The sequence below is a fragment of the Thermoleptolyngbya sp. PKUAC-SCTB121 genome, from assembly GCF_016919485.1.
Classification (GTDB): Bacteria; Cyanobacteriota; Cyanobacteriia; order Elainellales; family Elainellaceae; genus Thermoleptolyngbya; species Thermoleptolyngbya sichuanensis.
The window spans coordinates 5,138,472-5,163,007 of sequence record NZ_CP070366.1; the positions used below are offsets into that span (position 1 = coordinate 5,138,472).

At 58.9% G+C, this 24,536-nt stretch carries 17 protein-coding genes and 1 tRNA gene; 10 read left to right on the forward strand and 8 right to left on the reverse strand.

Going from position 1 to position 24,536, the window contains the following annotated elements; all coding sequences use genetic code 11:
- Window positions 1-55 precede the first annotated feature (55 nt).
- The 5 genes from JTM80_RS20950 to JTM80_RS20970 all read right to left on the reverse strand — a co-directional run bounded on the left by JTM80_RS20950 (window position 56) and on the right by JTM80_RS20970 (window position 7,034).
- A complete protein-coding gene (locus JTM80_RS20950; RefSeq protein ID WP_205370245.1) occupies window positions 56-2,881 on the reverse strand; it encodes a CHAT domain-containing protein in 2,826 nt (941 codons plus the stop codon).
- A 425-nt stretch (window positions 2,882-3,306) separates the two neighbouring features.
- The gene (locus JTM80_RS20955; protein ID WP_172354406.1) at window positions 3,307-4,338 is read right to left on the reverse strand and encodes a YdcF family protein; all 1,032 of its coding nucleotides are present in this window, start codon (window positions 4,336-4,338) and stop codon (window positions 3,307-3,309) included.
- Between the two features lie 97 nt (window positions 4,339-4,435).
- On the reverse strand, window positions 4,436-5,551 hold the full coding sequence (locus JTM80_RS20960) for a spermidine/putrescine ABC transporter substrate-binding protein (protein WP_172354404.1): 1,116 nt from the start codon (window positions 5,549-5,551) through the stop codon (window positions 4,436-4,438).
- A 136-nt stretch (window positions 5,552-5,687) separates the two neighbouring features.
- A tRNA-Ser gene (locus JTM80_RS20965) sits at window positions 5,688-5,774 on the reverse strand.
- A 36-nt stretch (window positions 5,775-5,810) separates the two neighbouring features.
- Window positions 5,811-7,034: a ComEC/Rec2 family competence protein gene (locus JTM80_RS20970; RefSeq protein ID WP_205370246.1), complete on the reverse strand. Its 1,224-nt coding sequence runs from the start codon at window positions 7,032-7,034 to the stop codon at window positions 5,811-5,813.
- A 204-nt stretch (window positions 7,035-7,238) separates the two neighbouring features.
- Between JTM80_RS20970 and JTM80_RS20975 the strand changes: the two genes are divergently transcribed.
- The 4 genes from JTM80_RS20975 (at window position 7,239) to JTM80_RS20990 (ending at window position 11,333) form a co-directional block, all read left to right on the forward strand.
- Window positions 7,239-7,646 (forward strand): DUF3110 domain-containing protein, encoded by a 408-nt coding sequence (locus JTM80_RS20975; RefSeq protein WP_172353335.1) that lies wholly within the window; start codon window positions 7,239-7,241, stop codon window positions 7,644-7,646.
- 130 nt (window positions 7,647-7,776) lie between these two features.
- Complete coding sequence (gene murQ / locus JTM80_RS20980) at window positions 7,777-8,757, forward strand: N-acetylmuramic acid 6-phosphate etherase (RefSeq protein ID WP_172353336.1); 981 nt, start codon at window positions 7,777-7,779, stop codon at window positions 8,755-8,757.
- 221 nt (window positions 8,758-8,978) lie between these two features.
- Window positions 8,979-10,502: a site-2 protease family protein gene (locus JTM80_RS20985; protein ID WP_172353337.1), complete on the forward strand. Its 1,524-nt coding sequence runs from the start codon at window positions 8,979-8,981 to the stop codon at window positions 10,500-10,502.
- Window positions 10,503-10,505: 3 nt separating this feature from the next.
- On the forward strand, window positions 10,506-11,333 hold the full coding sequence (locus tag JTM80_RS20990; protein ID WP_205370247.1) for a PIN domain-containing protein: 828 nt from the start codon (window positions 10,506-10,508) through the stop codon (window positions 11,331-11,333).
- A 125-nt stretch (window positions 11,334-11,458) separates the two neighbouring features.
- Here JTM80_RS20990 and JTM80_RS20995 read toward each other — a convergent pair whose 3' ends face one another.
- On the reverse strand, window positions 11,459-13,735 hold the full coding sequence (locus JTM80_RS20995) for a bifunctional (p)ppGpp synthetase/guanosine-3',5'-bis(diphosphate) 3'-pyrophosphohydrolase (protein WP_205370248.1): 2,277 nt from the start codon (window positions 13,733-13,735) through the stop codon (window positions 11,459-11,461).
- Between the two features lie 591 nt (window positions 13,736-14,326).
- Between JTM80_RS20995 and patD the strand changes: the two genes are divergently transcribed.
- From patD to JTM80_RS21020, 5 genes are all read left to right on the forward strand, one after another.
- Window positions 14,327-14,698: a heterocyst frequency control protein PatD gene (patD, locus tag JTM80_RS21000; RefSeq protein ID WP_172353340.1), complete on the forward strand. Its 372-nt coding sequence runs from the start codon at window positions 14,327-14,329 to the stop codon at window positions 14,696-14,698.
- Window positions 14,698-15,273: a zf-TFIIB domain-containing protein gene (locus JTM80_RS21005; protein WP_172353341.1), complete on the forward strand. Its 576-nt coding sequence runs from the start codon at window positions 14,698-14,700 to the stop codon at window positions 15,271-15,273. The genes patD and JTM80_RS21005 overlap by 1 nt, the downstream gene beginning before the upstream one ends.
- A 4-nt stretch (window positions 15,274-15,277) precedes the next feature.
- Window positions 15,278-16,648, forward strand: a complete 1,371-nt coding sequence (locus tag JTM80_RS21010) for a GH1 family beta-glucosidase (protein WP_205370249.1) — start codon at window positions 15,278-15,280, stop codon at window positions 16,646-16,648.
- 108 nt (window positions 16,649-16,756) lie between these two features.
- Entirely contained in the window at window positions 16,757-18,193 is a 1,437-nt protein-coding gene (murD, locus tag JTM80_RS21015) for a UDP-N-acetylmuramoyl-L-alanine--D-glutamate ligase (RefSeq protein ID WP_172358705.1), read from the forward strand.
- 194 nt (window positions 18,194-18,387) lie between these two features.
- On the forward strand, window positions 18,388-18,969 hold the full coding sequence (locus JTM80_RS21020) for a Uma2 family endonuclease (RefSeq protein ID WP_172353343.1): 582 nt from the start codon (window positions 18,388-18,390) through the stop codon (window positions 18,967-18,969).
- A 136-nt stretch (window positions 18,970-19,105) separates the two neighbouring features.
- Here the strand turns inward: JTM80_RS21020 and JTM80_RS21025 are convergent, their stop codons facing one another.
- On the reverse strand, window positions 19,106-20,809 hold the full coding sequence (locus JTM80_RS21025) for an MBL fold metallo-hydrolase (protein WP_205370250.1): 1,704 nt from the start codon (window positions 20,807-20,809) through the stop codon (window positions 19,106-19,108).
- Window positions 20,810-21,370: 561 nt separating this feature from the next.
- On the opposite strand from JTM80_RS21025, the gene JTM80_RS21030 reads away from it, so the two are divergent.
- Window positions 21,371-21,970 carry a DNA-3-methyladenine glycosylase gene (locus JTM80_RS21030; protein ID WP_172358707.1) on the forward strand — a complete coding sequence of 200 codons (600 nt, stop codon included), beginning with the start codon at window positions 21,371-21,373 and terminating at the stop codon, window positions 21,968-21,970.
- 210 nt (window positions 21,971-22,180) lie between these two features.
- On the opposite strand, the gene JTM80_RS21035 is transcribed toward JTM80_RS21030, so the two are convergent.
- Window positions 22,181-24,229: an ELWxxDGT repeat protein gene (locus tag JTM80_RS21035; protein WP_205370251.1), complete on the reverse strand. Its 2,049-nt coding sequence runs from the start codon at window positions 24,227-24,229 to the stop codon at window positions 22,181-22,183.
- Window positions 24,230-24,536: the final 307 nt, after the last annotated feature.

The window sequence follows — 24,536 nt, forward strand, 5'->3', positions numbered from 1 at the left end:
ATTTAGGGGGATCTTGCACGCTTTGCTACAAAGAGTAGGACTTTTCAAACATCCTCTAAAGCCAGTTGCCCAGCAGCACGTAGGATGCCCAGAAGCGGGGCGCGTCGTAGTTTGCCCGCAGTAGGCTCAGCTGGGCCTGGCGCAGAGCTTCGGCTTTGGAGATGGGGCTGCGCGTTAGTTGGTGATAGAACTCGATCATCAGGTCGGCTCCGGCTTCGTCGTCTACGCTCCAGAGCGAGGCGATGGTGCTGCGGGCCCCGGCGCGGACTGCCACGCCTGCGAGACCCAGCGTGGCGCGGCGATCGCCCTCGGCGGTGCGGCAGGCGCTCAACACCAGCAGTTCAATCGGTTCCGGGCTGTCTAGCTCTTGGACTTGCAGCAGGCTGCTGAGGTCTTTCACATTGACCCGGCTATCCCACGCCAGGATGAAGGTGTCGGCAGCATTGGAGCTAAACTCGCCGTGGGTTGCAACGTGGACAATTGAGGCGGGTGCGGCGCTTAGAGAATTCTGGAAATTTTGCTGGGTAAAGCTTGTGTTGATTAGCACGCGGCTGGGCAGGGTTTTTTGGATTTCCTCTAGCTCCTTTTCCACGTTGGGCAGGGCAGGAAAATTGTCTCGTGCTTCCGTCAGCCCGGCTATCAGGGCGCGAAACTGACGCTGCTGGAGCGGGCGCGGGTCGGGCAGTTGCAGACCAGGAGCCAGCGCCACGCTGTAGTGTTCGATCAAATACTGGCGACCGTCGTGCAGGGCTGCCATTGGCACGTTGCGGAGCGCCCCGTCTAGCACGAAAACAAGCGTCTGGTTTTCGGTCAACTGGTCTGCAATGGGGCGAATCAGCCAGTCGTAGACCTGCTGAGACAGCGCCAGTCCTTCTGGGGAGGGGTAAGCGCGATCGCGCAATTCTCGCAGCAGGTCTTCGGACACCCGCTCCACGGTTTCCTGGGCGACGGGCGTGGTGTAACGGCGGAGGGGCTGCTGGGGCTGCTTCAGGATGACTTCAATCCGGTCGGGCAGGACAATGGTATACAGCACGGCGGCGGGCAGCGTAGACAAATCCACTACCCGGTCTAGCTGAAACTGCGTATCCAGGCAGGCTTCCCGAAAGAAGTTGTCCAGTTCTGCCACTTGCAGCCCCTCGATCACGTCCCGCGCCTGCACCAGCCGCTCCAGGTCGGGGGTTGGGTTTTGCGGATCGAGCAGCAAATCGACCAACTGGCGATAGACTGGCTCCACGCTCTCGCGGAAGGAGAACTGCACGTCTCGGTTAATGGCCACCAGATCGCCCCGAATGGCTTGCAGGCTTTGCACGGACTGGCTGTAGGCGGCGATCGCCCCCGTTTTGTCGCCCTGCACCAGCAGCAGTCGCCCCAGTTGCCACTGCCAGCGATAGGCGATGTCGGCGGCGGCGATTTGCTGGGCCAGGTTGAGCGCCTGCTGAGTCAGGGTTTGGGCTTCGCGCCACTGTCCCGTTTGTTCGTACAGATGCCCCAAGCTGCCCAGAGCCAAGGACTCTGCCCGCAGGTCGTCCAGTTCCCTCGCCTGCTGCACTGTTTTGGACAGCCGACGGGCGATCGCCTCTAGCCCAGGATCGCCGCCACTGGCCTGGGAAATCGCGGTCAACCCCTGCGCCAGTTCGATCTGGTTAAACAGCGTCGGACGGCTGGGGGGCAGTAGGTCGAGCTGCTGCTGAAGGGCTGGATAGCGCGATCGCGCCTGCTCCCACTGGGCCGTTTCCACCAGCAGGCTGAGATGATTTAGCGCCGCCTGAAGCCGCAACTCTGCCGAGGGGGACACCTGGGCAGCCTCGTCATACAGCTTCAGCACGATTTCCGTCTGCTGCAAAAAGGTGGTGGCGATGCGTTGCTGGCGCTGTTCGTAGGCCCGCCGAGCGCGATTGTCGGATAGGGGGGTCTTCAGTCGCTGAACTGCTTCGGTGGGGGTCATGCCTGCCTGGCCCAGCGTGGCGATCGCCCTGGCCCGGCCCAGATTTGCCAGGCTAAGGGTGACGGCGGCGATCGCCTCCTGGGTGGCGGGCGTGGGCGACTGGGTGTGCAGCGCGGCGGCAATCCGGCGGCTTTGCTCTAGGGCTTGACGGGCCGCGTCCAGATCGCCCGCCACGCGCTGAGCATCCCCAAGCGTCCGCAACACCTGCGCCTTGGTCAGCGAGTCGGGTGTGGCAGCAAGCTGCTGGTTGATAGCGGCGAGTTGGGCGATCGCCCGCCGATATAGCCCTAGGGATTGCAGCGCCTGCGCCTGGTTCATCTGCGTGTCGATGGCGGCTAGGTCGCCCACCTGCTGAAACAGCGCCGTTGCTCGCTCCCAGGACTCTAGCGCTGCATCTGCCTGTCCCCGCGCAAATTGGAGCCGCCCCAAAATGGTCAATGCCTGCGCCTGTGCCTGCTGCACTGTCACAGTACGCACCGCGAGGGAATTCAGCAGTTGCACCGCTTCGGCAATGTGCCGCTCTGCCGTGGCCCATTCTCCAAGCTGCTGATGCGCCAGCGACAGGTTTGCCAGCGTTAGCCCAATTTGGAGACGAGTTTGCTCCCCAAGGCTGGGGTCTGCGCCCGGTTGCCGCAGTTGATCGAGGAGGGCTTCCAATTGGGCGATCGCCTCTCGATAGCGACCCGCTTCGTAGAGCGACCGGGCAGAGTGTGGGGGGTCGGGGGAAGAACGAAGAGCAAAGAACGAAGAAGGAAGAGCGAAGAACGAAGAACGGAGGGGGAATGTGGAGGGGGGCTGTGCGGGAAATTCAGACCAGCGCTGGGTGCGTAAGGTCTCTGGTTGGGAGGTGGCGGGAGCAGCGTGGATTTCTGGCGACGGGGAGGATGCGGCGGGAAGCGTGGCTGTTGCGGAATGCGCTAGGCCTAGTGCCAGCACTAGCCCCAGAAGCAGCGTTGTGATCCACTGCCTGGTTTTGCGACTGTGGGAGACGCGGTGGGAACTGGAGTGGGGCGTTCGCGCAAGCGTTGCGGAGCAACATCGCCTAGGCGTTACGGAGTAATATCGTCCAAGTGTTCTGGAGCAATATCGTCCAAGTGTTCTGGAGCAATATCGTCCAAGTGTTCTGGAGCAATATCGCGCAAGCGTGGCGGAGAAACCTCGTGCAAGCGTGGCGGAGAAACCTCGTCTTTCTGCCGCAAACCGCTGCCTTGGTTTGGCAGTGAAACGTGCTGGTCTCCGGTGGTGGCCTTGGCTCATCGTCCGATCGCCCCTGCAAGTTGGACTGAGTGTACTCTAGATTTTCGCCAGCTTCTTGCCGGGTCGCAGTCCCCGCTAGGAGAAGATTCGTGAAGCGTTGCTAACTAAATAGGGCTGACCAGCCAGCCGCGCATAAAGTAGTAAACCGAAGACAAATATTCGTCTACCACGCGGGTCGTCAGCGCCAGCGCGTCTACATTGGGCACCAGGTCGGCGACGCTGGCAATCAGACGGCGATCGTCCAGTTGAAACAGGAATTGGTCGGTGGGCAGTCCCAGGGTTCGCAGACCGCGACTGGCAAAGGTGGCGCGGGCGCGGCTGACGTTGAGCAAGGGCACCACCAGCAGCAGGCTGTCGGTTTCTTTTTGGTAGCCCAGGGGGGTCAGGATGCGCTCGATAGCCACCGCGTTGCTGTAGAGATCCGTGCCTTCGGTGTCGATTACGATGCGATCGCCCTGCACGCCCGCGCTGGTCAAAATTCCCTGCACCGTCTGAATGGCGATCGCCCGCGCCTCTTGCGACGCATTCAGCCCCAGTTGCGACCCCAGGCTGACGATGACCAGCGGGTTTCGGCCCTGTTCCAATTCACCCCGATAGACGCGAGCCGCAAAGAAGAGCCGCGAGGCCAGCACGTTGGTAAACCCGTCGCGATCGCTGCTGACCTGGGTGCGGCTGCGGTAGGCCGGGTCGGCCGGGTCATTGCTGTCGCCTAGCACCACGATTGCCTTGACGGATGCCGGGTTAAAGTCCACCGGCCGCTGCACCGCTGGGCTATAGGCCAGCGTGCGGGCCGCCTGCGAGGTCAGCCAGTAGGCCACAATCGGCGTACTCGTCAGCAGCAGCACCAGCACCGCCGCCAGCACCAAATTGCCATCCACGCTTTTGGCCCCTTTTTTCAGCGAACTTAGCAGCAGGAAGAACACCAGACCCAGCGGTTTTAGCGGCAGCGACAGCACGCTCCAGACCGTGCCCACGGTGCGATTGGTAGGGTCAATGAACGCCAGAATGACGAAGGCAAACAGGATAATGCCGCCTAGCCACGTCAGATAGACCCTGGGAATAAACTTGCTGAACACGTACCAGAGGATCGTGCCAATTAGCAGCCAGAGCAGAATTCGGGTGAGCAGTTCAAACATGGTTGACGGGTCGCCCGCTGGAGGTCGATGCCGGGGGGCAAAAAGGTCTAGTCCAGTGTAATGCGCGATCGCCCACCCGGTAACGGATTTCTGGCGGCTATAGGCTGGTGAGCTGCGTCCAATACTGGTCGTAGAGTTCCGTCGCGTCGCCGATCGGGGAAATGCGCTCACATTTTTGCAGCGCTGCCTGGTTGGGATAGAGGTTGGGATTGGACTTGAGGGCGTTGGGCAGGAGGTCGATCGCCGCCTGGTTTGCCGTGGCGAACCTCAGCCGCTCCGATGCCTGTGCCAGCACATCTGGCTCCAGCAAGAAGTTAATCCAGGCATAGGCCGCATCGGGGTTGGGGGCAGCCGCCGGAATTACCATCGTATCGGTCCACAGGGACGAGCCGCTGGCAGGAATCAGGTATTGGATGTCGGGATTTTCTTCGGACACCTGGAGCGCGTCGGAGGAATAGGCCATGGCGATCGCCAAGTCGCCCGTCAACATCTGATCGCGCCAGCCGTCGGTGGTAAAGTTGGCGATCGCAGGCTTGAGCTTTTGCAACTGCCGGAACGCCGCCTCCAGTTCCTTTGGGTTGGTGGAGTTATAGGAATAGCCCAGCGACTTCAGCGTTGCGCCCATCACCTCGCGCACGTCGTTAAACAGCGTCACCCGTCGCGCTAGCTTGCTCTGGTTGTCCCAGAGATAGTCCCAGTCCTGCGGCGAGGGGTTTAGCTGGGTGCGGTTGTAAACTAGGCCGGTCGTACCCCACACGGCGGGAATGCTGAACTGATTGCCGGGGTCGTAGGGCGGGTCTTGGAACTGGGGCAGCAGGTTTTCGGCTCCGGTGATTTTGCTTTTGTCCAGTTCTGCCAGCAGGTTCAGTTCCCTCATCTGCTCCACCATATAGTCGGAGGGGTAGATGATGCTGTACTCGTTGCCGCCGCCGGCCTGCACCTTCGCCAGCATGGTTTCGTTGGAGTCGAACACATCGGCGATCGCCCGCACGCCTGTCTGCTCCTGAAACTGGCTCAGCAGCTCGTCGTCAATATAGTTTGACCAGGTATAAATCCGCAGCGTATCACTGCCGCCCGCGCCGCCCTGCACGTTGCTATAGCCGCCCCGACAGCTTGCCAGCGCCACGGCTGACAGGGCCGCGCCTGCCCCCTGAAGAAACTGCCGACGGGTTTTGCGGCTAAACGGAGCGATTGGCCGATTGGGCTGAGTCATAGGTCTGGGATTGGGTTCTGGGATGGAGACGAGAACTTTCCCAATTATCCCCAGTTCTGACGCAAAAGCGACATTGTGTAGCCAGCGCTACATCTTGACCTGACAATCTGAATCGACCGGGCAACCTAAAGCAATACGGAGAGGGGGGGATTCGAACCCCCGTTGGGTGTGACCCCAAACTTGATTTCGAGTCAAGCGCATTCAACCACTCTGCCACCTCTCCAAAGGGGCATTATCGTATTTTACAGGACGAACGGCGCTAATCGACGGGGGCGATCGCCCGAAACCCTGTTTTTGGAGTCCACTGAATTGCGCCCTGCTGAGCGACCACATGCAGGGGAACGGTTTGGCTGCGGAACCAGGCTTCTGCGGCTTCGCTGGGCGGGCGAGTGGCGATCGCCTGCTGGGGGCGAATCGTGCTGAGCGCTTGGGCATCCAGCTTTATTCCGTCCCACCACAGCACGCTGGTCAGGGTCGCCAGTCGTGGCAGCACAAGTTCCAAAGGCACGGTTTTCGACTCGCGCAGCAGCAGCCAGATTTGGTCACCAATCTGAAATCGCAGCGCTAAGGGGTCTTGATTCACCTGCCGCACCGCCACATCGCCAAGCTGCACCGCCTGATCCAGCGGCAATGTGTAAATCCGGCCGCCCCCCGCCTGGAGTTGCTGAATGAGTTGCTGTTTGTCGGGGGGCTTTGGGGTTTCAGAGGGTTCACATGCTCCAGAAGAAAAATAGAAAGACTGAATCGGTAGATGTTGTGCAAGCTGCATCCAGCCTTCTGTGTGGCATTCGGTGAGGTCGGGGGCGATCGCCCAGGTCACCCGGTTCACCCCCTGCTGTCGCAAAAAGGGCAGCACGGTGAACTGCACGTCCTGGGGGCTGAAGCTGCCGATTAGCCCCACGCGGCTGCGGTGCTGCACGATCAGCATCGGCTCGTCGGCCGTGTCTAGCACGGTCACCGCCAGCCGCGACATCACCGCCGTCCCCGTCGGAATGGCCACCAGCCCAAGACACACGATCGCCGCCACCCACCAGCGCCGATGTAGCGCCGCCACGCCCCACACCAGCAGGTAGATGGCATACAGCGCGACCACCTGACTGGGCGCGATCGCCCCCGCTGCATAGGCATTGCCCGGAAGCTGGTTGGCAAATTCCACCAGCGCGATCAACAACTGGGTTGGCCACAGGAGCAACTGGGCGATCGCGCTGCCCACCGCAGGCACAACCAGCGCCGCCAGCGCACTGAGGCCGCTGCCCAGGCTGATGCCCGTAATCACCGGCGCAGTCAGGATATTGAGCGGCAGGCTGTAGGGCGACACCACGCCGAAGACGTGCAGTTGCAGCGGAAGCGTCCACACGAAGGCGGCGAGAGGCACGGCCACCAGCGGGGCGATCGCGCTGGGCAGCCAGTCCAGCCATTTCGTCAGCACGGGAGCCGTCACCAGCAGCCCCAGCGTCGCCAGCACGCTGAGCTGAAAGCCCAAATCCTAATATGCAAGGGCTGACATCATCGTGTCGGCTCTTTTTTTGCTTTTTTGTCGTTCGGCAAACAGAGTCTAGGGTCGGGAAAGCTGGGTAAATGAGTGCTGGACTGACCATCCGAGCATAGGATAGATCCAGGATTTACGCGCTGCGTCGATTCTGAACCCATCGTTTGTTTTTTCAGATCTCTGTTTTTTCAGATCTCCATGCAAGTTTACGTTTTGCTATTCAACGCCGGAACGGAGAATGAGGGTATCCACACGCTCAAAATCCAGGAGGGCGATCGCAACGTGGTGCTGATGTTTGAGTCGGAAGACGACGCGACGCGCTACGGGCTGATGTTAGAAGCGCAGGATTTCCTCAGTCCAGCGGTGGAATGCTTTGAGTCGGAAGAAATCGAGGAATTCTGCGAAGGGGCGCATTACGAATGTGTGCTAGTTCCCGAAGGGACGCTGGCGCTGCCGCCAGAGACGAATGTGGAAGAACTAGACTGGAATCCGGAAGACGATGGGCGATCGCCCCATCCCAAGTCCCCCGATTCCGAAACATCGTTAAGCACCCTCTCCGATGCTGAGCTAGAGCGGATTCGACGGCAGCTTGAGGGCCTGCTGTAAGAGGGAACATTGAGCGGCCCGAGATAAGCGGTTTACGAGCCTTGGTTAATTCGCCTCCGTCGATGAGGCTTGGCCAATTCGCCTCGGCGATCGCCCGTTATGTGCTGAACGTTTATTTGAGTTTGCTGATATGACCGATTCCCCACCCTCCCAAAGTATTCCATCTGGCGATAGTATTCCGTCTGACGATTCACAAAGCGATCCCTACGGAAATCGGGGCCACCTGCTGACCGAGCAGGCCAACCCCGCCAGCCACTCCCTCGATCAGCTCAGCACGGGCGAGATCGTAGACCTGTTTAACCAAGAAGATGCGCGGGCGATCGCCGCTGTAGCTGGGGCACGAGAAGCGCTAGCAGCAGCAATTGACTGTGCGGCGGCGCGGCTGCGACAGGGTGGGCGGCTGTTTTATGTGGGCGCGGGCACGAGTGGACGACTGGGCGTGCTGGATGCGGCGGAGTGTCCGCCCACGTTTTGCACCCCACCGGAGCTAGTTCAGGGCATCATCGCAGGGGGAGCAGGGGCGCTGATTCGTAGTTCCGAAGACCTGGAAGATCGGGCGGAAGATGGCGCAGCGGCAATCGCCCATCACCAGATTCACGCCCAGGATGTGGTCGTGGGCATTACCGCAGGCGGCACCACGCCCTACGTCCACGGCGCACTCCGAGCAGCACGACAGCGGGGCGCGGCCACGGTATTTTTGGCCTGCGTCCCTGCGGAACAGGTCAGCGCAGAAGTGGATATTGACATTCGCCTGATCACCGGGCCCGAAATTCTGGCTGGCTCAACCCGGCTGAAGGCGGGCACGGCCACCAAACTGGCGCTGAATATCCTCTCGACGGGCGTAATGGTGAAGCTGGGCAAGGTCTATGGCAACCGCATGGTGGACGTGGCAGTGACCAACAAAAAGCTGCACGACCGGGCCCTGCGGATTCTTACTGATCTCACGGGGCTGAGCCGTCCCGACGCGGCGCTGCTGCTAGAAAACAGCGGTCGTCGCGTGAAGTTGGCGCTGCTGATGCACTGGGCAGGCGTAGATGCTGAAACGGGCGATCGCCTGCTGATGGAGCATGGCGGGAATTTACGGATGGCGGTGGCGAGTGTAGCGGAGTGAACGTGAGTTGCAGGTCAGGAGGATGCCGCATGTTCTGAGAGGGTCAGAAACGCGCCGCCGTGAAGAGATCTGCCGTGAAGAGACAGGGGTTTCTTGCCAGTCCGCATCGCTCACTCGCTTCAAAAACGCTGTAGGGTGATTAAATAAGCAAAATCGCCTAGCAAAATTGCTTAGTAAAATCGCTAGTTGAGCGTTCTATCCCTCATTCCTAAAGTCTGAAAATGCCTCTCACTGCGCTTATTCTGACGGCGGCGATCGCCATCCTCGGCTGGGGCTTTTATCGCGCTCGTCCGATGGGACAGGTCGGCATTCTGGCCTGGCTGCAATCTCTGGTGCTGATGCTACCCTGGCTGCTGTTTTTTGGGCTATTTACTGTCGGCGTGTATCTCAATCTGGCGGCGGTGCTGCTGCTGATCGTAGCTTCTACAGGACTCTACATTTTCCTGGGACGACGGCTGCGAACCCTGGCAGCACAGCAAAAGCGGGCACAGGGCGAGGCAAATGCCGCCGCAGAAGCGCGATCGCCCCACCTCTCCTCGAACCCCGCAGAATCCTCCCGCACTGACGAGGATACCCAGGCCACAACCGCTGAACCCCAAGCGCCCCCTTCCGCAACGGACACTGCCGAACCCGCCAAACTCCCCCCAGAAGACCTGGCCGCCATCCGCGAGATTTTCGGCATCGACACGTTTTTTGCGACGGAAACCGTGCCCTATTTAGACGGCGCAATTTTTAAGGGAAACCTCCGGGGTGAGGTCGCAGAAAGCCATGCAAAGCTGTCGGAACGACTGAAGGCGCGAGTGGGCGATCGCTATCGGCTGTTTTTGCTGAGTGGGCCCGATGATCGCCCCACAGTGGTAGTTCTCCCGGCTACGGCCGATCCCAGCCCCACCACCCCGCTCCAGTTTGGGCTGGCGGGTGTGTTGGCGATCGCCACGGTTCTCACCTGTTTAGAAACCGCTGGACTGCTGCAAAGCTTTGACCTATTTGCAGACTGGTCAAAGTTTGGGCAAGCCCTCCCCATCGCGCTGGGGTTGCTGCTCATCCTTGGAGTTCACGAACTCGGTCATCGTGTTGTAGCCCGTCGTTTGGGAATCCGCCTCGGCCCGCCGTTCTTCATTCCCGCGCTCCAACTCGGCTCCTTTGGCAGCATCACCCGATTTGCGTCGCTGCTGCCCAATCGCAAAGCCCTGTTCGATATTGCTGTGGCTGGCCCGCTGGCAGGCGGTCTGCTCTCGTTTACAATCCTGATTCTTGGTCTATCATTATCCCATCAGGGTAGCGTCTTCCAAATTCCATCCGAGTTCTTCCAGGGTTCCATCCTGGTAGGCACGCTGGCACGAGTCGTTCTGGGCACAACCCTTCAGCAATCTCTGGTAGATGTACATCCGCTAGTGATTGTTGGATGGATCGGGCTGGTGATCACGGCAATTAACCTGATGCCTGCTGGGCAACTGGATGGCGGTCGCATTGTGCAGTCGATCTACGGGCGCAAAACGGCTGGACGCGCTACGGTAGCAACCTTAGTGTTGCTGGGCTTAGTGTCTCTCACAAACCCCCTGGCGCTGTATTGGGCCGTGCTGATTTTGTTTTTGCAGCGCGAGCTAGAGCGCCCCGCCCTCGAAGATCTATCGGAACCGGATGATGCGCGGGCGGCATTGGGTTTGCTGGTTTTGTTTTTAATGGCGGCAACATTGCTGCCCCTTACGCCAGGATTGGCAGGTCGTCTGGGCATTGGAGGCTAACGCATGTCATTGACCCCCCCAGTTTTGCTGGTTCTCGATATCAGTGCGCTAGCCAGCAGCACTCCCAAGGAGTGGATTGAGTTTTCGCGCATTGGCTCTACGTATATTCCTCAGGCCGTCTATGAGGAAATGAAGCTGCTGTTCGATCGCTCTCCTGATCCTGATCTGGAGGAGCTTTGCAAATCTTTCAATCATTTTTATCCCCATAGCGGCTGGACGATTACTGAAGCCCATGCACACCATCCATCACTGGCGGCGGCCGGGCAGGCGTTGACTCGACGGGCCCGCATTACGCTGTCCTCTGCCCGCTGCGCCTATGCTTTGGCGCTGTCTTCGCCGGGGCATTTGGCGGTGCTGGTCACAAATGATCAGTCATCGCTTCAGCGGATCTATCAGTTGCCTTCGACCAATTTATGCGCGATCCGCACATCGGAGTTGCTGCAGTGGTGTCGGGCGGGGCAACGCCCGGTGATGGTCAGCCAAAAGATGCAGCAGCTTCGGGCAACCAGTAGTGTCGCGGCCGCAGTGACCACCAACAGCGGTTCTATGCGAACCAGCCCGACCCGAGTTCACCCTGGCACTTTGAGTACCCCGCCGCGATCGCCCTCCATGACCGCCCGCCGCTACGCCCAGCCGCCCTCCCGCCCCTCTCGCAGCAGAGTTCGAGCCGACAACAGCCTGCCCGACTGGATTACGCAATTGCTCTCACTAGTCCTCGCCTTTGGCGGGCTTGCTCTGGCCGCCTGGATTATGTGGAGCGTCATCCACAATACCGAGTGGCTGGCTCCGCTGCGGCAGCCGCTCGACCCGACGCAGCCCACGCCTCAGTAAGCTGCTTAAGCTTGCAGAATCCGCAAAACCTGGCCGGTTTTAGAGCATCGTACCCCTGTCTGACCTCCTAGTCTGCTCCTTTCAATCTGCTCCTTTCAATCTGCTCCTGGAGCCTTAACCGAAAATCAGCCCGTCTCGGCATCGTTGACGCGGCGAAGTTGCACCACGTCGCTCATTTTGCGGATCTGGGTAAAGGTGCGCTCTAGCTGGTTGTGGTCGCGAATGTCGATACCGAGGTTGATCACCGCCGTCTGGCCAGGGAAGGTTTTCACCTGAGCATTGCGAACGTTGATGTTGTAGTCGCTGAGGCGCGAGAGGATATCCTTTAGCACGCCTACCCGGTCGATGACTTCTAGCTGAATTTGTACTGGATAGGTCTGGGCGCGGCTGCTGGTGGTTTCGGCTGCGTTCCAACTGACGGGAATGAGGCGATCGCCCGGTACGCTGTCTGTATTCGTGCAGCCCTGACGGTGAATCGAGATGCCCCGGCTGCCCTGCGTCACCACCCCAATAATCGGCTCCCCTGGAATCGGCGTACAGCAGCCCGCCAGATGATACAGCAGCCCTTCCACTCCTTGAATCGGAGAGTCATGCGTTTTGGGTGCGGGGCGCGGGGGCTGCGGCGGCGGATTGAGCAGCAACGCCTCTTCCTGCGCTGTCATAGCCACCGGAGCCACAGGCTGGAGTGCCTTGGTAGCATCCCGCAGCCGATTCAGCACATGATTAATCGTTACCTCGCCATAGCCCACGGCCGCCAGCAGGTCTTCCGGCGTTTGATAGTTGCAGCGCACGGCTGTCACCTGCATTTGCTCCGACTTCAGCAGCGCCTCAAACCCCTTCTTGCCCAGTTCCCGCTCCAGCATGTCGCGCCCGCGCTGCACGTTCTCCTCCCGATTCGACCGCTTATACCACTGGCGAATCTTGTTGCGGGCCCCCGGCGTTACTACAAAATTCAGCCAGTCCAGCGACGGATGGGCATTTTTCTGGGTAATGATTTCCACAATGTCGCCATTCCGCAGCACCGTATCCAGCGGCACTATACGACCGTTGATCTTCGACCCAGCGCAGCGATTGCCCACTTCGGTATGAATCCGATAAGCAAAGTCTACCGGCGTGGATCGCTGCGCCAGAGGAATCACGTCGCCCTGCGGCGTAAACACATACACATCATCGTCAAACAGGTTGGTGCGGACGCTTTCTAGGTATTCCTGCGCGTCCTTGAGGTCGTTTTGCCAATCCAGCAGTTGCCGCAGCCAGGTCAGCTTTTCGTCGTCGGGGCTGAAGCGCGTCGCCGTAGATTTGCCCGTTTCCTTATACTTCCAGTGGGCAGCAATCCCGTATTCCGCAATGTGGTGCATTTCTACGGTGCGGATTTGAACCTCGACGGGGCGGCCGCCATGACCAATTACAACGGTGTGCAATGACTGGTAGCGGTTGGGCTTGGGCAGGCCGATGTAGTCTTTGAAGCGACCAGGGATTGGACGAAACAGGTTGTGAACCACGGCCAGGCTGCGATAGCACTCGTCAATCGTGTTAACGATAATGCGAACCGCCGTGATATCAAAAATTTCGTGGAATTCCTTCTGCTGCCGCTGCATCTTTTGGTAGATGCCGTAGAGATGCTTGGGGCGACCTTTGAGTTCGACGCAGTGAATGCCCGACCGCGTTAGCTCTTGGCGCACGTCCTCTACTGTTGTTTCCAAATAAGACTCGCGATCGCCCCGTTTTTCGCTCACCAGCGCCTGCATGTCGCGATAGGCTTCCGGCTCCAGATACTTGAAGGCGAGATCTTCTAACTCCCACTTAAAGCGCCCGATCCCCAAGCGATTTGCCAGCGGCGCAAAGATTTCGCGGGTTTCCAGAGCAATCTGGCGGCGTTTGGCATCGGGCAAATGCTCCAGGGTTCGCATGTTGTGGAGGCGATCGGCCAGCTTCACCACGATCACCCGGATATCCTGTGCCATCGCCATGAACATGCGGCGAAAGTTTTCGGCCTGGCGCTCGGTTTTGCTCTCAAAGTTAAACTTCGACAGTTTGGTTACGCCCTCCACCAGGCGGCTCACTTCGCTGCCAAAGCGTTCCTCCAGTTCTTCAACCGTAACCTCTGTGTCTTCGACCACATCGTGCAGGAACCCGGCAGCGATGACAGCGCTACTGCCTCCCAGATCGCGCAACAGCCCTGCAACAGCGATGGGATGGGCAATGTAGGGTTCGCCGGAGGCCCGCTTCTGTCCCTCATGAAGCTGGTAGGCAAAATTGAACGCATCGCAGACGACCGACGCATCCGAGCGGGGATTGTCGGAACAGTCGCCTGTGACCGGGCAGGCATGAGAAATCAGGCATTCTCGGAGCCAGTCGGGCAGTTCAACGTCGGTGGGTAGCGTGAGGGTTGTGGCGTTCATGAGGCAACTCCTGACAGGAGAAAGGGAGTGTGGATACGATTCAATCGCCCTGGCTAGGGGAAAGTGCTGGAGGCTAGGAGCCTGAAAACTCCCTGTGCGATGCGATGGATTTTAGCTATTAAACTGTTCGAGGGGAACTTTTGGGAAGAGATCTGGCAATTGAAACCGTAAATGGGGTGTCTCTCGGTTGAACTTTCTGCTGAGCGCTTGAGATAAATTGCCAGAGAAGTTGTTAGAAGTCGTTAGAAGTGGTTCAGTCCTGATTTCCTAAGCTAGCCCCCTAAGTTGCACAAATACTTCACCAGCTAAGGTGTTTGCGAGGCGGCACTTACTTATTAGTTACGTTTATTAACGAGATAGACCGGACTAATAAAAGCGTTTCGGTGGAGATCAGGTGAAAGATTTATGAGAGATTCTAAAAGCTTGCAGATATGAGGAAAATACTGTCAGATTGAGGCGCAAGTTCGCTCAAGTGCACCACTTGGCTTAAGGTTGTGAGCAAAGGTGGTGAGTTTGAGTGGGCTATTTCTCTACTATATACAGAATTCTTAACATTCGTTTAAGAATTCTGGTAGGAGTTGCTACATTGTCATGGCTTTATCAGAATGGGAGTCTTGCCGTCCAGTTTACGAAACCCTGCGATCGCTCTCTTCCTCTATGCTGGCACAGGTTTCGGGCGCTGCGGAGTCCCCTGCGGGGGTGGCTGATTTGCGCTTGTTATTCCAACAATTACAGACGCAATTTCAGCAGCAGGTTTTGACGCTGGATACGAGCAGGCTAGATGGGGCGATTCCCTCCCTCCACACCGAAATGGCAAAGCAACTGCGGCTATTGAACATGGACCTGATGTTTTTGCAAACGGCGCGGCAGCCCGAAACCGCACGGCAGCGAACCGAGCAAATGGGCGATCGCCTGCGCCTGCTGATGCGCTATTGTGATGCTGTTTTGGGAGAGGAGGCGTGATGGACTGCCTGAAGGATCGGGGCGTGCAACTGGTAGATGTGGTGCTGCGGGGAAACCTGCCCGCTCAGCAATGCCCCGTGTGCGAGGGCTGCTGGATTGCGCCAGAGGATTATCACGACTGGAAGCAGGGTCAGCCCCAGCCCCTACCCGAAACCGTGAACCTGGAGGCCGCCGCCAACCATCCACCCGCCCCGCTGGACGTGCGGACTGCCCTCTGTCCCGACTGCGGCGGTTTTCTGTCGCGGGTGAAAACGGGCGCAACGATGAACCCGTTTTACGTCGAGCGGTGTCCCCAGTGTGGCGGCATCTGGTGCGATCGCGGCGAATGGGACGCACTCTCCGCAATGGGCATCAGCGCCATCATCGACCAGTTGTTTTCTAGCGATTGGCAAGGCCGAATGCGAACCCGCGAGATGCTGCACCGAGAGCGCCTGGCCATGATCGACAAACTGGGCGAAGACCTAGCGCTACAAGTCTTCGCTCTGGCCGAGCAGCTTGAGCATCACCCCAATGGAGATTTTGGAGTGGCGTATCTGATGCGGCGGATTGGGGGCAGCGAGGCGGGGCTGGAGTGAGCGCATGACCTACGCCTTTCCCAACTCCTTTTTCTGGGGCGCTGCGACCTCGTCTTATCAAATCGAAGGGGCGATCGCCGCTGAGGGCCGCAAGCCCAGCGTGTGGGATAGGTTCGCCGCAACGCCGGGGCGCGTGCTGAACGGGGATACGGGGGCGATCGCCTGCGACCATTACCACCGCTTTCGGGAAGACGTGGCGCTGATGGCAGACCTGGGAATCAGGCACTATCGCTTTAGCATCGCCTGGCCCAGAGTGATCCCCAATGGACGCGGCGCGGTAAACGAAGCAGGCGTGGACTTTTATCGGCGGCTGGTGGATTGTTTGCAGGAACAGGGGATCACGCCCTACGCAACCCTGTTTCATTGGGACAGCCCCCAGGCGCTAGAAGACCGCTACGGCTCTTGGCGCAGCCGCGAAATGGCACAGGACTTTGCAGAGTATGTGGCGGCGGTGGTGGAACGGCTGGGCGATCGCATTTCCCACTGGATCACCCTGAACGAAATTGCCTGCTTCACGCACCTGGGCTATGGCGTGGGCCAGATTCCTCCCCACGCGCCGGGAACCGTCGTCGCCACGCCAAAAGACGTGTGGCAGACCTCACACCATGCGCTGCTGGGGCACGGGCTGGCCTGTCAAGCCATCCGCGCCGCCTCGCCCATTCCCTGCACCGTTGCGCTAGTGGATAACTACGCCGTCACCGTGCCACTTGCCGAAACGCCAGAACACATCACCGCCGCCCAAGTCGCCTTTCACACCGCCTGGGCCAACGGCGGCATTCTTTTTCCAGCGCTCACCGGAGCCTATAGCCCCCTGCTTCTGGAGAAACTGGGAGCCGACGCGCCCGATATCCAGGACGGCGATTTGCAAACCATCTGCCAACCGCTAGATGTTCTGGGGCTGAATGTCTACTCCGGCAGCTACGTGCGGGCGGCGGATAACGCCGACGGGTTCGAGACGCTGCCCTTTCCCGCCAGCTATCCCCGGCTGCACATGCCCTGGCTATGGGTCGTGCCCGACGCGCTCTATTGGGGCGTGCGCCACGTCAGCGAGGTGCTGGGGCATCGCCAACTGTCCATGTGGGTGACGGAAAACGGCTGCGCGGTGGAAGACGTGCTGACAGAGCAGGGAGAGGTGCTGGACTGCGATCGCATTCTGTACCTGCGGCAACACCTGCAAGCCGCCCACCGCGCCGTGTCCGAGGGCTATCCCCTGGGCGGCTACTTTGTCTGGAGCCTGCTGGATAACTTTGAGTGGGCCTGGGGCTATGATCGCCGCTTTGGGCTGACCTATGTGGATTTTGACACCCAGCAGCGCATCCCCAAAGCCAGCGCCCGCTGGTATGCCGAGTGCATCCGGCAAAATCGGGTGGTCTAGGCAGGGTAAAATCATCTTTTGCAAATCTGCCTTGCAACCGGGCACAAGATTCGGGTAAAAGAGCCGAATGTCGCCCACCCACAAGCGCAGGATTCGGACACGCTGCCTATGCCGTCGGCTTATGTCATTGGGTTGGGGAAATCGGGCATTGCCGCCGCTCGGCTGCTGCATCGGCAGGGCTGGCAGGTGACAGTCAGCGACTCCGGCAGTTCCGATGCCCTCCGGTCGATGCAGCAAACCCTCCAGGCAGAGGGCATTGCCGTTCTGCTGGGGCATCGCCTAGAGCCAGACCCCATCCAGATGCAGCAGATCGTCGTCAGCCCCGGCGTGCGGTGGGATCTGCCCGCGCTGGAAACCGCCCGCGCCCTTGGCATCGAAACCATCGGGGAAATGGAACTGGCGTGGCGATCGCTCTCCAGCATTCCCTGGGTCGCCATCACAGGCACCAACGGCAAAACCACCACCACCGCCCTCACCGCCGCCATCTTCCAAACTGCTGGGCTAAACGCGCCCGCCTGTGGCAATATCGGCTACGCAGCCTGCGAGGTCGCGCTAAATCTCGCAGGGGAAACGGACAGCGCCCCCCTCGATCATCCCTCCAACCCAAGCTCCCAACATCCAATATCCAACATCCAAAATCCAAAATCCCCCGACTGGATCATCGCCGAAATCAGCAGCTACCAAATCGAGTCCTCCTCTACCCTCGCGCCGCGCATTGCCCTGTGGACAACCTTCACGCCCGACCACCTCAGCCGCCACTATACGCTAGAGAACTACTACAGCATCAAGGCTTCGCTGCTGGCGCGATCGCCTTTGCAAATTTTCAACGGCGATGATCCCTACCTCCGCAGCACCGCCGACCGCTGGCCCAACGCCTGCTGGACGAGCGCGGCAGGCAAGGCGCATCTGCTGGGCGATCCCACGCGGGGAGCCTATGTAGAAGACGGCTGGGCGATCGCCCTGGGAGAGCGCATCGTTCCCATAGACGCGCTGAACATGGTGGGCCCCCACAACACCCAAAACCTGCTGATGGCGGTGCTGGCGGCGCGGCTGGCGGGTATCGAGAAGGGGGCGATCGCCCACGCGGTTGAAACCTTTCCCGGTGTACCCCACCGCCTAGAACACATCTGCAACTGGCGGGGCATCGACTTTATCAACGACAGCAAGGCCACCAACTACGACGCGGCCCAAGTGGGACTGGCAGCCGTGCCCGCGCCCGCCATCCTGATTGCAGGCGGCGAAGCCAAAGACGGCGACGACACCGCATGGCTATCCACGATTCAGCAAAAAGCCGCCGCCGTTTTGCTCATCGGCAGCGCCGCCGAAGCCTTTGCAAAACGCCTGGACAGCATTGGCTACTCGGACTACGAAATCGTCGAAACGCTGGATCGCGCCGTAGAGCGCAGCGCCGAACTGGGTCAAGCGCTGAATGCCCAGACCGGACTCCGCACTGTCCTGTTTTCGCCCGCCTGCGCCAGCTTTGACCAATATCCCAACTTCGAGGCACGGGGCGACCACTTCCGCACGCTGTGTCTGGCGCTGTAGCTCTGGTTAGAGGATCACTAGATGACATGGGGGACGCTGACTTGATGATCGCGACTATATTTGAACGCTAAAAGCACGGTGGCTGGCTTGGCGATCGCCCCCCAGCCCCGTCGTCTATTCAAGAGAGTCCTGGCAGATCTAGACAGGGCCTAAAATGAAGCCAGGATCGATTTGCTCCCTGCCGCTTACAATCCATGATTCAGACCCGGCCCCGGTTTCTCAGCTTTGAAGAGTATCTGTCCTACGACGACGGAACGGAGAAGCTGTACGAGCTATTTAATGGAGAGCTAGTCGAAGTGCCGCCAGAGTCCGGAGAAAACGTTCAAATTGCGAATCGGCTTTTTCTCGCGTTTGCAATACTCCTAGGCACAGATCGAGTCCGCGGGCACGGGCTGGAACTGGAAGTGCGCGGGGAGCCTAAGAATCGCTATCCTGACTTGACCATTCTTCGAGAAGAACACATTCAGCTTCTCAAAATCCGCAACACGATTCGGCTGAACATGGCTCCGCCGCTGCTGGTGGTGGAAGTCGTCAGCCCCGGAGACTTGCAGCGCGATCGCGATTACGTTGCCAAGCGATCGCAATATCAGGACATCGGCATTCCTGAGTATTGGATTGTCGATCCACAGGACAACACGGTCACGGTTCTGACGCTGCTGGAGACTACCTATTCCCAGGTGGAACGCTTTCAGGGAGAAGAGGTTGTGCGATCGCCCCAATTCCCTGACCTGCAAATCACCAGTGCACAAATCTTTGGCTCTAGAGCCGATGGCTGAGCAATCTACCGATGGCTGAGTAACCTGGGAAATTAAGTAAAGCGCGAGTCAGGCACGAGTGAAGTGCGATCGCCCTAGGGAACCGATTCAGTGGATTCAGTGGACGCGCTGAACCGTTATCCCTCTGCAACCTCCTCTACTCATCGGGTTCTCGCTCGATGGGGTTCGTAGAAAAATCCATTGGTTCTGCATCGGGATCGGGCGGCACCGGGCTGAATGCAGGACAATAGCCTTCTGGTGTGACTTTGAAGCCAAAGAGGGATGAGGCCTGGCTCCAGCAGCGCTGCCCCCGATAGTGGATGCAGTTGCCGCAGCATTCGGTTCCTGGCAAAATGTCCGGCTCGTCGCCGCGATTCAACAACTCTCGCTGAGACACGCCCCGCAGCACCAGGCTGTCGCCCTGCCAGCGCACTTCCACGATGCCCGTGTCGGCAAAGGACTGCCAGCGCGGGTCGGTGAGCAGCACCGGGGGCAGCGTCACCAGTGCGCCGTCTTCGTACTCGGTTAGTTCGCCTTCATACTGCGTTTCGGGCGCGGCGGGCTGAAGGAAAGTTTCGCCCACAGGCAGATCGACGCGCATTCCGGCCAGCGGCGTGTGCAGGTGATAGCGGTTTTGCAGCTCCTCCAGGCTGGCCAGGTCAGCCAGATAGTTGGCCGGGCCATGCACCAGAACGACGTGCTGGGGCCGCAGGTTGTGGATCAGTTGGGTAGTGCCGATGCCGTCGCAGTGTTCGCCTAGCAGGTAGGTGTCGAGAGTAAGGCGACCCGATTTGAGGAGCGATCGCAGCGATTTGGAGGCTTGAATGCGCTGCTCGGTGAGCGTGTCGATCGCCCCTTCGCGGCCTGGCTGCTGGGGCACGAGCAATAGCCAGGGCAGCAGACTAGCGTGGACGTATTGGCTGAGTTCGGTGTCGTAGTGAGTCAGCACGATGGCAGGCGTGGGGCCCGACAGAGCGATTTGCCGCAGCCCCGGATCGAGCGGCAGCCGTCGCACATGGGGGCGAATGCGTTCATCCCAAAATAGGGACTGGTGTCGCGCAAAGTTTTGTACACTGCTGGGGAAGTGATGCAGCAGTTCCAAATAGGCATCGCATCCGGCGGCAATGCGCTCGTCTACCCAGATGTCGATCGCCTGTCCGGTGAAGTGGTGATGGCTGCGGAGGAGGATCAGCAGTTCCTGCCCCAGTCCCAGCGCAGGCACGGGAAACAGGACGGATTGCGAAGCGGCGATCGCCTGATGGATGCGCTCTGCAAGCTGGTTTTCCTGCTGGCGGCGGTGGGGAAAGCGGGCCGTGCCATAGCTGCCCTCGGCAATCAGCACATCGGGCTTGAGGCCGCGCAGTTCCTCCAGCGGCAGCCCCTCCGCCAGCCGCGAGTTGGACAGTAGAAAATCGCCCGTATAGAAGACGGTGTAAGTGCGCTCTGAGGTGGCGTAGGTGAGCAGGAGCGCTGCGGCCCCTGGCAGGTGTCCAGCAGGAATCAGTTCGGCGCTGAGGCCATCGGCAAATTCGACGGGCGATCGCCAGGGCAGCGCATGACAAAAGTCTGGCACGTCTGGTTCATCCAGCCAGTTCAGCGGCAGCAGTTGGGCCGTCACCTCGCTGGCATACACGGGCAAATGGGGAAACGCCCGATGCAGCGCTAGCAATCCCCGCGCATGGTCGCCGTGGGCGTGAGTACACAGCACCAAATCCGCAGGCGGCTCTGCTTCTGCCGTCAGCGCATCAATCTGTTCTAATCCACAGTCCAATAAAATCCGATGAGGCCCCATCCGAACCAGCAGACAGACCCCTTCATCGGTGTTTCCTACACCATAGGGCAAGCATTCAAGTTCAGTCACGGCTTCAGCGGGTCGCGTTTCTTGCTCATGAGGAAACCGCAACGCGGCCAGGCAACGTGCGGGGCTGGGGGGAGCCAAGAGAGCGGGAGCAGCGCTCCGAGAGTGCGGTCAGGGTGCGACTTAGTGTGCAGAGCCGTTGCCGTGATAGTTGTCTGAATCGTAGAAGCCGTTGCGGGTGCCGAAGAAGAGACAGGCCGCAATAAAGACCGGCGTAATTCCCAGAAGAATGAGTTTAACGTCCATTTTTTTTAAACCTCGTTTGCGGTCTAGTATAAGGCTGAGACGAATGAAATCAAGGGTTGTTAGAGTTTGTTTAAGGTTGCTGGCTGGGTTGGGGAGGCACGCCCGTTTGCCCCCAAACCCCCCATTTGCCCCAGATCCTCCGCTGAGCGGTGCAACCCTTAGCCAGATTCCGTGGGGTTTCGCCAGCCTATTTTCATCCTACTGTTTAGCACCTGTTTAGTGCGAGTTAGTGCTAGTGCGAGTTAGTGTTAGTGCGAGTTAGTGCGAGACAAACTGCCTGTGCGATCGCCCTCTTCTGCCCCTCTCAAATCGTCCCAGTTGCCCGCCGTGATCACCCCCGACTGGCTGAGCCGCTGCGCCACCCAGGTCGCGCCCGATCTGCTGGGCTGTGTGCTGGTGCGCCAGTTGCCCAGCGGGGAAATCCTGCGCGGCGTAATCGTGGAAACTGAAGCCTACACCCCCGGCGACCCCGCCTGCCACGCCTATCGCCGCCGCACGCCCCGCAATGCCGTCATGTTTGGCCCGGCGGGCTGGGCCTATGTGTATCTCATCTATGGCATGTATCACTGCTTCAATGTGGTTACCGATCTGGATGGCGTGCCCAGTGCGGTGCTGGTGCGGGCGCTGGAGCTAGACCGCCTGCCGCCCGGCCTCGACCTTGGTCGCCACAAACTGCACCGCGTGGCGGCGGGGCCGGGTAAGCTCTGCCGCGCTCTGCAAATCGACCTCAGCCTGACGGTAACGCCGCTGGCTCCGGGGCAGGGGCTATGGCTGGAGGGGCGATCGCCCACATTCCAGACCCAGCTTGATGCAGGACAAATCTCCTTCGTGCAAACCACGCGCATTGGGCTGACGCAAGGTGCAGACCGCCCCTGGCGCTGGTACGTTGCCGAAAGCAAAGCCGTATCGCGGCGATAGGAAGCTAATCCCAGAAAAACCCAAATACCCCAAATAAAAAATCCGCTGGAGATGTCTGAACAGAAATTTCCCCAGCGGCAAACCCTTAGCTAATTTTTAGATTTTGGATCGGCGATTTTGGATCGCCGGTTTTGGTGGGTCAATCCAGAGTTTTGCTAGGCTTTTGGCGATCGCAAGTCAAGCCTTATTCAAGAGAATTTAGCTCAGCCGTTAGGCAAAATCCGCCGCTGTAATTAGGCTTCTTTGCACCCCAACCAGAATCGCCAGCACGTCGTTTGTGCCCCGCTGCTGAATCAGCGTATTGCCCGCTTCGTCTCCCTTGCCCCGCACCATCCGCACCTGGCTAAAGTTAATCCCCCCTGCCAGCCGCAGCTTGTCGATGCCGTCTTCAAAGTCCATAATCCGGTCTACATCTGGCCCCCTCCGCAGCACGAAGACATCTGCACCGGAGCCGCCCACCAGCGTATCGTTCCCCTTGCTGCCATCCAGCAAATCCTTGCCGTCATTGCCGATCAGGAAATCGTTGCCGCCCTTGCCCAGCAGGGTATCGTCGCCCGCGCCGCCGATCAGCGTATCAGCAGTTCGCTTGCCGTTTAGGACTTGTCCAGGTGTAGGGCTGCCGGGGCCACCCGGACCGCCAGGACCACCCGAACCGCCGGGGCTGCCACTTGCAGGACGAACCAGAACGTAGACCATTGCTGTATCTGCTAGCCCTGTGCCGTCTGTCAGGGTGTAGGTGAATCGGGCCAGACCGCTAAAGCCCGCTGTCGGCGTAAAGACGACGGTTCCGGCAGTCGCGTTGAAGGCAGCCGTGCCATTCACCACGCCGCTGACCTGGGTAACGCTGAGGGAACTGTCGTCTGGGTCGGTGTCATTGGCCAGCAATTGGCTGACGTTGATCGTCAGCGGTGTGCCAAAATTCGTCTCAAAGCTGTCGCTCTGGGCCTTGGGTGGGTTGCCCTGCAACGCAAACAATTCAAAACCGAAGCCGCCGTTGGTTCCTCCAAAAACCAGCTTGCTCCCAAAAACCTCAAAGTCGCTATTGAAAGGATCCAAACCGCTACTTGCTCCCGGATTGAGATCGGTCACCAGTTTTGTGCCTGCTGCCGTGCCATCGGTCATCCACAGTTCCCGCCCGTGGGTTCCGTCGGTTGCGGAGAAAAACAGCTTGTTATCAAAAATCGTGAAGCTGAAGGGGGAGGAACTGCCAATACCAGGGTTAATATCCTTTAGCAACATCGTGCCCGCAGCCGTGCCGTCCGTAATCCATAGCTCATAGCCATTGGTGCCATCGTCTGCGGCAAAGACTAACTTGTTGTTAAAGACGATGAAGTTGTAAGGATCAGAGCTACCGCTGCCGGGGTTGATATCTCTGAGCAACGTGGTGCCCGCAGCCGTGCCGTCGGTGACCCAAAGCTCACGACCATTCGTGCTATTTCCTGCTGCAAAGAACAGCTTGTTATTGAAAACCGTAAAATTGTCAGGTAAGGAAGAACTAGCGCCAGGGTTAATATTTGCAAAAAGCTGGGTGCCCGTAGCTGTGCCATCTGTTACCCAAAGCTCATAGCCATTGATGCCATCCTCTGCCGTAAAGAACAGCTTGTTATTGAAAACCGTAAAATTGCCAGGTGAGGAAGAACTAGCGCCAGGGTTAATATTTGCAAAAAGCTGAGTCCCTGCGGTTGTGCCATCTGTTACCCAAAGCTCATAGCCATTGGTGCCATCCTCTGCCGTAAAAAACAGCTTGTTGTTGAAAACTGCGAAATTAGTAGGCGAGGAAGAACTAAGACCAGGGTTAATATTTGCAAAAAGCTGAGTCCCTGCGGTCGTGCCATCTGTTACCCAAAGCTCGTAGCCATTGATGCCATCCCCTGCCGTAAAAAACAGCTTGTTGTTGAAAACCGTGAAATTGTAGGGGAAGGAAGAATTAGCGCCAGGGTAAATGTCCTTCAGGAGCGTCGTGCCCGCAGCCGTGCCGTCGGTGATCCAAAGCTCACAACCATTGGTGTCATTATTTGCCGTAAACAGCAGCTTGTTGTTGAGGACGTTGAAATAGTAGGGGTAGGAATCGCCACTAATGTTGATGTTTGCAAAAAGCTGGGTGCCCGCAGTTGTGCCGTCAGTGACCCAAAGCTCACGACCACTGGTGCTGTTCTCCGCTGAAAAGAACAGCTTATTGTTGAAGACTGTGAATTCGTAGGGAAAGGAGTTGTTTGTCCCAAGGTAAATATCTTTCAGTAGAGAAACTGAGTAACTCATAATCTGTCCTCTCAGGCGCAGTAATTGGGGGGCTTGCCTGCGGTTTCCTGCAACTTTTAGAGATTGGCGTGTGTCGTAAATAACATCAGAGTCATCAGGACACACAGCCCTATCGCACAAGGCGCAGGAAGAGCCTTGCTCCAGTAACCGGGGGGGCATAACCTATCCGAATTTTCACGCAGCAGGTTTTTCCCTCCGGAGGAATTCCGGAGGGGTGATTGTATATTTTTGTGTTAGCCGTACTGACGATTTCCCGTATACTCAACGGGTTCTGGCAGGCAGTGAGGCGGTGATGGGTTCTCTCCTG